10 protein-coding genes are annotated in these 10,332 nt (G+C 67.7%); 2 read left to right on the top strand and 8 right to left on the bottom strand.

Annotated elements, in window-relative coordinates; translation table 11 throughout:
- Positions 1–64 precede the first annotated feature (64 nt).
- Positions 65–1,642, bottom strand: coding sequence for an MDR family MFS transporter (locus F3T56_RS44540; protein WP_149831164.1), 1,578 nt, complete (start codon positions 1,640–1,642; stop codon positions 65–67).
- Between the two features lie 185 nt (positions 1,643–1,827).
- Between F3T56_RS44540 and F3T56_RS44535 the strand changes: the two genes are divergently transcribed.
- Positions 1,828–2,439, top strand: coding sequence for a TetR/AcrR family transcriptional regulator (locus tag F3T56_RS44535; RefSeq protein ID WP_149831163.1), 612 nt, complete (start codon positions 1,828–1,830; stop codon positions 2,437–2,439).
- A gap of 22 nt (positions 2,440–2,461) precedes the next feature.
- Here the strand turns inward: F3T56_RS44535 and F3T56_RS44530 are convergent, their stop codons facing one another.
- The gene (locus F3T56_RS44530; RefSeq protein WP_149831162.1) at positions 2,462–3,058 is read right to left on the bottom strand and encodes a M23 family metallopeptidase; all 597 of its coding nucleotides are present in this window, start codon (positions 3,056–3,058) and stop codon (positions 2,462–2,464) included.
- Between the two features lie 834 nt (positions 3,059–3,892).
- Positions 3,893–6,418: an ATP-dependent Clp protease ATP-binding subunit gene (locus F3T56_RS44525; RefSeq protein ID WP_149831161.1), complete on the bottom strand. Its 2,526-nt coding sequence runs from the start codon at positions 6,416–6,418 to the stop codon at positions 3,893–3,895.
- Positions 6,419–6,860: 442 nt separating this feature from the next.
- Between F3T56_RS44525 and F3T56_RS44515 the strand changes: the two genes are divergently transcribed.
- Positions 6,861–7,487, top strand: coding sequence for an SCO3374 family protein (locus F3T56_RS44515; protein ID WP_149831160.1), 627 nt, complete (start codon positions 6,861–6,863; stop codon positions 7,485–7,487).
- 13 nt (positions 7,488–7,500) lie between these two features.
- Here F3T56_RS44515 and F3T56_RS44510 read toward each other — a convergent pair whose 3' ends face one another.
- The 5 genes from F3T56_RS44510 to F3T56_RS44490 form a co-directional block, all read right to left on the bottom strand.
- Positions 7,501–7,836, bottom strand: a complete 336-nt coding sequence (locus F3T56_RS44510; protein WP_149831159.1) for a histone-like nucleoid-structuring protein Lsr2 — start codon at positions 7,834–7,836, stop codon at positions 7,501–7,503.
- A 254-nt stretch (positions 7,837–8,090) separates the two neighbouring features.
- Positions 8,091–8,624, bottom strand: a complete 534-nt coding sequence (locus F3T56_RS44505; RefSeq protein WP_149831158.1) for an amino-acid N-acetyltransferase — start codon at positions 8,622–8,624, stop codon at positions 8,091–8,093.
- Between the two features lie 9 nt (positions 8,625–8,633).
- Complete coding sequence (locus F3T56_RS44500) at positions 8,634–9,116, bottom strand: BlaI/MecI/CopY family transcriptional regulator (RefSeq protein WP_246204780.1); 483 nt, start codon at positions 9,114–9,116, stop codon at positions 8,634–8,636.
- A gap of 87 nt (positions 9,117–9,203) precedes the next feature.
- A complete protein-coding gene (locus F3T56_RS44495) occupies positions 9,204–9,395 on the bottom strand; it encodes a hypothetical protein (RefSeq protein WP_149831157.1) in 192 nt (63 codons plus the stop codon).
- 19 nt (positions 9,396–9,414) lie between these two features.
- Entirely contained in the window at positions 9,415–10,092 is a 678-nt protein-coding gene (locus F3T56_RS44490) for a hypothetical protein (RefSeq protein WP_149831165.1), read from the bottom strand.
- Positions 10,093–10,332: the final 240 nt, after the last annotated feature.

Here is a 10,332-nt window from a genome sequence, read left to right as displayed (position 1 = left end):
ACCGGAGCACCGGTCACCCGATCCCTGATCGCGTACGACCACTGATCACATCGGACTCATTCGTCTAGACCGCAACCGTCTCCTTGGCAGGGGCCCCCGAAGCCGACCCCCCAGCCCCCTTCAACGGCACCTCCCGCACAAACACCGCCCCCACCAACGCCACCACAGCCACCCCGGCCCCCACCAGGAACGCCGAGTGCGTCCCCGCCACCACCGCGAACTGATACGCCTCCCGCGCCGCCACCGGCAACTTCGCCAGACTCGCCGCATCCAGCTGAGCGGACTGCTCGGTCACCGCAGACCCCAGTGCCCCCGCCCGCTCGGCCATCACATCCTGCACCCGGCTGTTGAAGAGCGCCCCCATGATCGCGACCCCGAAGGACGACCCGAGCGTCCGGGACAGCGTGGCGGTCGAGGACGCGACCCCCATGTCCTTCATCTCGACACTGTTCTGCGCGACGAGCATGGTGATCTGCATCAGACACCCCATCCCGGCACCCAGCACGGCCATGAACACCCCGGACGTCACCCGACTCGTCCCGGTGTCCATCTGCGCCAGCAGAAAGAGCCCCACGATCATCAGGACGCTCCCGAGGACGGGGAACACCTTGTACCGCCCGCTGCCGGTGGTCACCCGCCCGGCGACCATCGACACCGCGAGCATCGCGCCGAGCATCGGCAGCAGCAACAGCCCGGAGTTGGTGGCGGAGGCACCCTGCACGGACTGCTGGTACAGCGGCAGGAAGAGCACGGCCCCGAACATCACGAACCCGGTGATGAACCCGATCACGGACATCAGCGTGAAGTTGCGGCTGCGGAAGATGTGCAGCGGCATCACCGGCTCCGCCACCCTGGTCTCCACGAACAGGAACCCGACCAACGAGGCCACCCCGATCGCGGCCAGCTCCATGATGACGGCCGACCCCCACGCGTACTCGGTCCCGCCCCACGTGGTGACCAGCACCATCGCCGTGATGCCGATGGTCAGCAGGGCGGCACCCAGATAGTCGATGTTCCGCGCCGACCTCCCCGCCCGCGACGGCTTCGGCAGATGCAGTACGACACTGATGGCGCCGAGCGCCACGACGCCGAGCGGCAGGTTGATGTAGAAGGACCAGCGCCATCCCCAGTTGTCGGTGATGGTGCCGCCGACCAGTGGTCCGGCGATCATGGCGAGGGCCATGACACCGGCCATCAGCCCCTGGTACTTGCCCCGCTCCCGCGGCGGTATGAGGTCGCCGATGATCGCCATGACGCCGACTATGAGGCCACCGGCGCCGAGGCCCTGGACGGCCCGGAAGCCGATCAGCTGGCCCATGTCCTGGGCCATCCCGCTCAGCGCCGACCCGATCAGGAAGATCACGATCGAGGTCATGAAGACGCCCTTGCGGCCGTAGAGGTCGCCGAGCTTGCCCCAGAGGGGAGTGGAGGCGGCGGTCGCGAGCGTGTACGCGGTGACGACCCACGCGAGGTGTTCCAGGCCCCCGAGCTCGCCCACGATCGTCGGCATGGCAGTGCCGATGATCATGTTGTCGAGCATCGCGAGCAGCATCGCGATCATGAGCGCGAGCAGCACGACCCGCACACTGCGCGGCTGTTTGCCCGCCTCGGCTTCACTCGCCACCGCTTGTTTCTCCGCCATTTTCCCCACCACTTACCTGCACCAACTGCACTTACTTGCCGACCGGCTAGTTCATTACACTGAAGGCAGCTTGACCCGGTAACTAGCCGGGCGTCAAGTAAGTTTTACGGGCTTGACCGAGCCTTGACGGCGCTCGACGCAGTACGAGACGCGCGGAACGGGCCGAATGTGAGGAGAACACGAGGATGGACGCCGCCGAGGGCACGAACGCCACGGACGCCACGAAGCGACAGCGCCGGGGGAACACCCGCCAGCGCATCCAGGACGTCGCCCTCGAACTCTTCGCCGAGCAGGGATACGAGAAGACCTCGCTACGGGAGATCGCCGAGCGCCTGGGAGTGACGAAGGCGGCGCTCTACTACCACTTCAAGACCAAGGAGGACATCCTCGTCAGCCTCTTCCGGGACCTGCAGCGCCCGATCGACGAGCTGATCGAGTGGGCGAACGCCCAGCCCCGCACCCTCGACACCAAGCGGGAGATCCTGCTCCGCTACAGCGAGGCGCTGACCGACGCGGCCCCCCTCTTCCGCTTCATGCAGGAGAACCAGGGGACGGTTCGGGAGCTGAGCGTCGGCGAGACGTTCAAGGAGCGCATGCTCCGCATGATCGACACGATCAAGGAACCGGACGCCGCCCTGCCGGACCAGGTCCGCTGCATCAGCGCCCTGTTCACCATGCACGCCGGGATGTTCATCCTCCGGGACATCGAAGGCGACCCCGAGGACAAGCGCAAGGCGGTCCTGGAGGTCGCGATCGACCTGGTCACACAGGCGCACGGCGGGTCCCGGAGTTCCTGACCCGGCCCAGGGCCCTTACGGATCAGATGGTGACGCCCTTGGTCCGCAGGAAGGCCGCCGGGTCGATGGCGGAGCCGTAGTTCGCGGTCGTACGGATCTCGAAGTGCAGGTGCGGCCCGCTGGAGTTACCAGTGTTGCCGGAGAGGGCTATGCGCTGCCCGGTCTTGACGATCTGACCCACGCTCACGTTGACCTTCGAGAGATGGGCGTACTGCGAGAAGGTGCCGTTGCCGTGCTTGATGACGACGGCGTTGCCGTACGCCGGGCCGTCACCGGCACCGTTGCCGCCGGCCTTCACGACCGTACCGCCGTGGGCGGCGACGACCGACGTGCCGCTCTTCACGGCGAAGTCCTGGCCACTGTGCTTGGCGGCCCACATGCTCCCGGACTGCGCGTACCGGGCGCTCAGCTTGTAGCCCTTGACCGGGCTGACCCAGGAGGCGGACTTCTTGGCGGCGGCCTGGACGGTGCCGGTGCTCGCGGCCTGCGCACCACCGGCGGCGGCGGCCGCGACCCCGACCCCCAGCACACCCGAGACCCCCACCCCGACGGCCACGACGGCCGCCCGAACACGGAGCTGGGACATACGGGAACGAGGAGTGCGAACAGGCTGCGACATGGGGGTACCTCACGGGGGACGGAGTCAGGGGACCGTGCCTCGACGGACACGCATCCCACCCGGCGCACCTCTGCGGCCGCCGAACGGGACACCCCTTGGTACCCCTCACCTCCTCGCCGCCCAAAACCTGTGATCTACGACCTAACTTCGTACGACACCCTAAATCGCCCCACTTCTTGACACCCACCCCCAAACACGCCCGACCAGCACGCCACCACCGCCACCCCGGACTTCATCACCCAAAAGTCCCTTTTGCCCTGCCACCCCTTTCCACTATTCCGCCTAGTAACGGACAAATCGCCTGTGCGGCATGTCACCGCCCCCGGGCAACCGCCGCCCCGCAATGTGACCCGGGCTACGCGACGATGACCACACCACCTACGCGGCATCCGTCTGGCCTCCAGCGTGATGACGCCGCTCATCAAGAAGCTGTTCGTCGGCGACGGGCCGGGGGTGAGCAGCCCTGCGTGAACTCGTCGTACGCGACAACCGACTTCTGCGGAACCTGGACTTCCCCTCGGAGCAGGACCAGCTCAGTCTGTGCCGGTTCCGTCGACGCGGCCCTTCCCTCGGCCGGAAAGGCTCACACCGGACGACTTCGAAGAGGCCGAAGACCTCGAAAGTCGAGGCGCTCTTTCCGAACCTGCGCGTCCTTCGAATTCATCTCGCTCCGGACGTTGCCGAAGTGCCGGAGCACGTTCTAGCGGTCCTGCCTGTCGCCCCGGTTCTGGAGAGGACCGACAGCGTGCTGCGAGACCGGGAAACCAAAGAAAGGGGGCTGCCCCGGGACCGAAGTCCCGGGGCAGCCCCTTCCGCTCAAGCGCAGCGCAGCGGCTACGCCTCCTTGCTCAGGTTGGGCCCGGCGCCACCGGCCGCCTGCTCGATCGGCGGGACGTCCGGCAGGGCCGACTTCTCCTCACCCCGGAAGGTGAAGGTCTGAGTCTCGCCCTCGCCCTCGGTGTCCACGACCACGATGTGACCGGGGCGCAGCTCGCCGAAGAGGATCTTCTCCGACAGGCTGTCCTCGATCTCGCGCTGGATGGTGCGACGCAGCGGACGCGCACCCAGCACCGGGTCGTAACCCTTCTTGGACAGCAGCTCCTTGGCGGACTGGGAGAGCTCGATGCCCATGTCCCGGTCCTTCAGGCGCTCGTCCACCTTGCCGATCATCAGGTCGACGATCGCGAGGATGTCCTCCTGCGTCAGCTGCGGGAAGACGACGACGTCGTCGACGCGGTTGAGGAACTCGGGCCGGAAGTGCTGCTTGAGCTCGTCCGAGACCTTGTTCTTCATGCGCTCGTAGTTGGTCTTCTTGTCACCCGAGGCCGCGAAGCCCAGGTTGAAGCCCTTGGAGATGTCCCGGGTGCCGAGGTTGGTCGTCATGATGATGACCGTGTTCTTGAAGTCCACGACCCGGCCCTGGGAGTCGGTCAGGCGACCGTCCTCCAGGATCTGCAGCAGCGAGTTGAAGATGTCCGGGTGGGCCTTCTCGACCTCGTCGAAGAGGACGACGGAGAACGGCTTGCGGCGGACCTTCTCGGTCAGCTGACCGCCCTCTTCGTAGCCCACGTATCCGGGCGGGGAACCGAAGAGGCGCGACACCGTGTGCTTCTCGCTGAACTCCGACATGTCGAGGGAGATCAGCGCGTCCTCGTCACCGAAGAGGAACTCGGCGAGCGCCTTGGACAGCTCGGTCTTACCGACACCGGACGGACCGGCGAAGATGAACGAACCACCCGGACGCTTCGGGTCCTTCAGACCGGCGCGCGTACGGCGGATCGCCTTCGACAGCGCCTTGACGGCGTCGGTCTGGCCGATGACCCGCTTGTGGAGCTCGTCCTCCATGCGCAGCAGACGGGAGGACTCCTCCTCGGTGAGCTTGAAGACCGGGATGCCGGTGGCCGTGGCGAGGACCTCGGCGATCAGCTCGCCGTCGACCTCGGCGACGACGTCCATGTCGCCGGCCTTCCACTCCTTCTCCCGCTTGGCCTTGGCGGCCAGGAGCTGCTTCTCCTTGTCGCGGAGGGAGGCGGCCTTCTCGAAGTCCTGCGAGTCGATCGCGGACTCCTTGTCCCGGCGGACGCCGGCGATCTTCTCGTCGAACTCGCGGAGGTCCGGCGGCGCGGTCATCCGGCGGATGCGCATCCGGGAACCGGCCTCGTCGATCAGGTCGATCGCCTTGTCCGGCAGGAAGCGGTCCGAGATGTACCGGTCGGCGAGCGTCGCCGCCTGCACCAGGGCCTCGTCCGTGATCGAGACGCGGTGGTGCGCCTCGTACCGGTCACGGAGACCCTTGAGGATCTCGATGGTGTGCGGGAGCGAGGGCTCGGCGACCTGGATGGGCTGGAAGCGGCGCTCCAGGGCCGCATCCTTCTCCAGGTGCTTGCGGTACTCGTCCAGCGTGGTGGCACCGATGGTCTGGAGCTCACCGCGGGCCAGCATCGGCTTCAGGATGGAGGCCGCGTCGATGGCGCCCTCGGCGGCACCCGCACCGACCAGCGTGTGGAGCTCGTCGATGAACAGGATGATGTCGCCGCGGGTGCGGATCTCCTTGAGCACCTTCTTCAGGCGCTCCTCGAAGTCACCGCGATAGCGGGAGCCGGCGACCAGGGCGCCGAGGTCCAGGGTGTAGAGGTGCTTGTCCTTGAGGGTCTCGGGCACCTCGCCCTTGACGATGGCCTGAGCGAGGCCCTCGACGACGGCGGTCTTGCCGACGCCGGGCTCACCGATCAGCACCGGGTTGTTCTTCGTACGGCGGGACAGCACCTGCATGACCCGCTCGATCTCCTTCTCGCGCCCGATGACCGGGTCGAGCTTGGACTCACGAGCGGCCTGGGTGAGGTTCCGGCCGAACTGGTCGAGGACCAGGGACGTCGAGGGGGTGCCCTCGGCGGGGCCGCCGGCGGTGGCGGTCTCCTTGCCCTGGTAACCGGAGAGCAGTTGGATGACCTGCTGCCGCACCCGGTTGAGATCTGCGCCCAGCTTGACCAGGACCTGGGCGGCGACGCCCTCGCCCTCACGGATCAGGCCGAGCAGGATGTGCTCCGTGCCGATGTAGTTGTGGCCCAGCTGAAGGGCCTCGCGGAGCGACAGCTCCAGGACCTTCTTGGCACGGGGGGTGAAGGGGATGTGCCCGGACGGGGCCTGCTGCCCCTGCCCGATGATCTCCTCCACCTGCTGGCGGACCGCCTCGAGCGAAATCCCGAGGCTCTCCAGGGCCTTAGCGGCGACACCCTCACCCTCGTGGATCAGGCCCAGGAGGATGTGCTCGGTGCCGATGTAGTTGTGGTTGAGCATCCGGGCTTCTTCCTGAGCCAGGACGACAACCCGCCGCGCGCGGTCGGTGAACCTCTCGAACATCGTTAATCGCTCCTCAGAGCGGTCAGGCAGTGAGGGGACGCTCCCCTCGCTGTCCTTCCGCAGCTTAGTCCCGCAAGCGGGGACCGCTCATTCCAACTGCCGACACCGTCGATGGCCTCCTGACCCCGAACGCCGACATATGCTCCAACCCGATGGTGCGAGACGATGTTCCCGCAGGCCAGGCAGTTACCCTCACCATCAGTACGCCGATGGCGAACGTGAGGCCCCTTTGCCTGGGTGTTTCCCTGCGTGTCGCCCCCTCCCACTAGGGATGTCTTACCCGTAGGCACTGACACTCCATGCCAGGTGCACCGGTTCCCTCCGCTAAGGGCGAACATCCTTGCGTCGACACCCACCGTGGAACGCCCCCTTTCCCGGCACTCTGCGCATCCGCATCGAAACCCAGCGTAACTCTGGGGTCCTTTGCGCGGTTGCTCCTGACATGACCATCGTCCCCCTTCCTCGCCGACCGCTCGACCCGAGCGACGCCCCGGCCGATTTCTCGGGCTATTTCCCGGGCGATGTCTCGTGCTTCACGGTGCGGCAGTGGTATGAGAACGATCTCGGATGGGCGACCGTGCCCGGTACGCCCGTACATCTCATTACGGGCCTGCGCTTCGATGTGCTCGACGTCCCGGCACAGGCGGGGATCGCGGCGCTCAGGCATCTGGGCCCGATCCCGGGGCCGGGCTCGCCGGTGGCGCTGCACGGCGGGCGGATGCGGCTGCTGGTCGCGGCGGGCAGCGCGGAGGAGTTGCCGGGCCTGCTGGAGTGGCTGGACTGGGGCGGCCTCGACCTGGACCTCACAGCCGTGGGAACGGGCGGTCACATCGAGGCGCCGCCGCCTCCGGACGGGGCGGGCGGTCGCGGGGCCGGTTCACAGGGGGCCGCCGGATGGTTGCGGCCCCCCGAGCCGGGATGCGAGGTGGAACCCTCGCTGCCGACGATGTCGGCGCTGGGGGGCGGTGGGGGCGCCCCCGACCTCGTACGAGTGGTGGACACGGTGGCCACGCACTGCCACCGCGTCCGGCTGCGGTGCGCGAGCACCGGGCCGCCTGCCTTCTCGTAGTTTCGTAGGCCGCTCAGGCGTTGGCCTTCTCGTAGGCCTCGCGGATGGTCGCCGGAACACGGCCGCGGTCGTTGACCTCGTAGCCGTTCTCCTTCGCCCAGGCACGGATGGCCGCGGTGTCCTGGCTGCCGCCGGAAACGGCACGGGCCTTTCCGCGTCCGCCCGAAGCACGGCCTCCGGTACGCCGACCACCCTTGAGGTAGGGGTCGAGAAGGCCGCGAAGCTTGTCCGCGTTGGCGGTCGTGAGGTCGATCTCGTACGTCTTGCCGTCCAGCGCGAACGTCACGGTCTCGTCCGCCTCGCCGCCGTCGAGGTCGTCGACAAGAAGGACCTGAACCTTCTGTGCCACCGGATTTCCTTTCATCGATAACTTCAGGGCCGGGGGCCGGCGGCGTCCGCCGCTGTTTCACGTCCCCTGTTATATGCAGTACTGCAGTACGTCGGAAAGCAAACCGCTTTTCCAGAGAAAACACAAACCCCTGGGAGAGACCGGGGAGAGGGCGAGGAGAGGGCGACGGGCCTGGGAAGACCGGAAACATACGCGTTTCGGACATAGGGAACCTGGGCAAGGCAAGCCTCACCGGAATAGGTCGCGCTCGACGATCACAGATGCAGAAGCATCCGGCTGTTGCCCAAGGTGTTCGGTTTCACTCGTTCGAGACCGAGGAACTCCGCGACGCCCTCGTCATAGGAACGCAGCAGCTCCGCGTACACATCGGTGTCGACCGGTGTCTCGCCGATCTCCACGAAGCCGTGCTTCGCGAAGAACTCCACTTCGAAGGTCAGACAGAAAACCCGGCGAACACCCAGCCACCGGGCGGTGTGCAGCAACTTCTCCAGCAACTGGTGACCGACGCCGAGCCCCTTGGCCTCCGGGTTCACCGCGAGAGTGCGGACTTCCGCGAGGTCTTCCCACATCACGTGCAGTGCGCCGCAGCCCACAACCTGTGCGTTGTCGTCCCGTTCCGCGACCCAGAACTCCTGGATGTCCTCGTAAAGCGTCACCGTCGCTTTGTCGAGCAGGATGCGGCGCTGGACGTAGGCGTCAAGGAGGGCGCGTACGTGCGGGACATCGCTGGTCCGAGCCCTTCGGACGGTGATGGCTTTTGCGGTGACTTCGGGACTCTCTGCTGGCATGAGCGGACGCTATCGCCCGGAGCGATCCGTGGATTGGCCGGGGGTACCGTCTGTTTCGCCGGACGATTCGGGGGATTCGACGGCGGTTTCAACAGGGGTTTCGACGTCCGTGGCGGCGGGCTCGACGGGCGCGGGGCCTTGCACGATGCGTACGGCGTCCATGAGGGACTGTCGCTGTTCCTCGCTCATCATCCCGAAGAAGGCGACGAGAGCGGCCGCGGGGTTGTCGCTCTGCGACCACGCTTCGTTCATCAGTGCGGCGGCGTAGGCGGCGCGAGTGGAGACCGCCTCATATCGATAGGCCCGGCCTTCCGCCTCTCGGCGCACCCAGCCCTTCTGATGGAGATTGTCCAGAACGGTCATCACCGTCGTGTACGCGATGGACCGTTCCCGCTGAAGATCTTCCAGGACTTCTCGAACGGTCACCGGGCGGTTCCACTTCCACACCCGCGTCATGACCGCGTCTTCGAGTTCTCCCAATGGGCGAGGCACAGTTCCGCATAATATCCGGAGAAAATGAACAAAAAGGGCGTACGACTCGAAAAGCACACGAGTCGTACGCCGATGGGGCGGGTCGCGTCAGGCGCCGGTGCCCTTGGGGCGGGTGTCGGAGGCCTGGCGGGCGCTCTCCGCGCGGGCGAGCGCCGCGTCGACGGCCGCGTCCTCCTTGGCCTTGTTCGGGCCGCCCTGGCTCTTCACGATCACCCTGATGACGCTGATGAAGAGCACGGCCATCACGAAGGGGGGCAGCAGCGCGGAGACGTAGTCCATGCGTCCAGGGTAGCCAGGGCTAGACGGCGGCCAGTTGCTGGGGCGGCTTCGCCGGTGGGGCCGCCGGCTTCCGCTTGGGCGGGAAGACCTCGCCGGGGGTGGGGATGGGGCGGCTCGGCGGCGGGGCGTCGGGGCGGCGTACCGGGCCCGGCTTGTCGGCGGGCTCGGCCGGGCGGGCGGGCCTGGCCGGCTTGGGCTTGGCGGGCCCCTCGCCGGCGACACGCGCGCGTGCGGCACTGTCCGACTCCGACCGGCCGCCGGGGAGGGCGGTCAGGCGGCTGTGGGAGCGGGCGCCGGAGACGGTGCGGGAGGCCGGGACGGCGGCCACCGCCGCGAAGCGGGCTCGCACGTCCCGTTCCACGAGGCGGCGGCAGCGGTCCAGCAGGGCGGCCGCGGCGGGATTGCCGCGCAGGGCGCGCAGCGCGGCGAGGTCGTCCGGGTGGGGGCGGTATCCCGTATCCAGGGCCTCCTCCAGGAGCGCCGCGTAGCCCGTGGCCGTGCCGGGGAGCGCGGCGCGGTAGCGGGCGAGGTCCGCCAGGAGGAAGGCCCTCAGACGGGCGTCCTCGCGGGTCGCCTCGTCGACGGACTCGGCGAGCCGGAGACAGTCCTGCACGTCCTCCGCCGAGGCGGGACTGGGGTTCAGGGCGAGGGCGAGGGCACGACGGAGCACACGCAGCTCCTCAGCGCCGAACGCCATGCCGCCGCGGGTTCCGTGGGGCGTGGGCATGCGGCGACAATACGCGCTAATCAGACAAAACCGGCATACCGGGGGCGTGTGGCGCCGGGGACCACCCACCTGGGTGGACGGGGGCGCCCAGTAGCTCGGGGGGTGCGGTTTCGTCGGCGGCTGCGGGTGGGGTTGTGGTTGCTCGCGCAGTTCCCCGCGCCCCTGAAAAGCAGGGGCTGCGCCCCATGCTTTTCGGCCCGCAGGGCCGTG

It is taken from the genome of Streptomyces tailanensis, from assembly GCF_008386495.1.
GTDB classification, from domain to species: domain Bacteria; phylum Actinomycetota; class Actinomycetes; order Streptomycetales; family Streptomycetaceae; genus Streptomyces; species Streptomyces tailanensis.
Note: the sequence above shows the minus strand (reverse complement) of the source record. Positions and strands in the feature narration are given on the sequence as shown.

Excerpts from the sequence above, each read along its gene's own strand:
- F3T56_RS44525 (WP_149831161.1), bottom strand. The coding sequence starts at position 6,418 with ATGTTCGAGAGGTTCACCGACCGCGCGCGGCGGGTTGTCGTCCTGGCT.
- F3T56_RS44535 (WP_149831163.1), top strand. The coding sequence starts at position 1,828 with ATGGACGCCGCCGAGGGCACGAACGCCACGGACGCCACGAAGCGACAG.
- F3T56_RS44505 (WP_149831158.1), bottom strand. The coding sequence starts at position 8,624 with ATGCCAGCAGAGAGTCCCGAAGTCACCGCAAAAGCCATCACCGTCCGA.
- F3T56_RS44540 (WP_149831164.1), bottom strand. The coding sequence starts at position 1,642 with ATGGCGGAGAAACAAGCGGTGGCGAGTGAAGCCGAGGCGGGCAAACAG.
- F3T56_RS44515 (WP_149831160.1), top strand. The coding sequence starts at position 6,861 with ATGACCATCGTCCCCCTTCCTCGCCGACCGCTCGACCCGAGCGACGCC.
- F3T56_RS44490 (WP_149831165.1), bottom strand. The coding sequence starts at position 10,092 with ATGGCGTTCGGCGCTGAGGAGCTGCGTGTGCTCCGTCGTGCCCTCGCC.
- F3T56_RS44530 (WP_149831162.1), bottom strand. The coding sequence starts at position 3,058 with ATGTCGCAGCCTGTTCGCACTCCTCGTTCCCGTATGTCCCAGCTCCGT.
- F3T56_RS44495 (WP_149831157.1), bottom strand. The coding sequence starts at position 9,395 with ATGGACTACGTCTCCGCGCTGCTGCCCCCCTTCGTGATGGCCGTGCTC.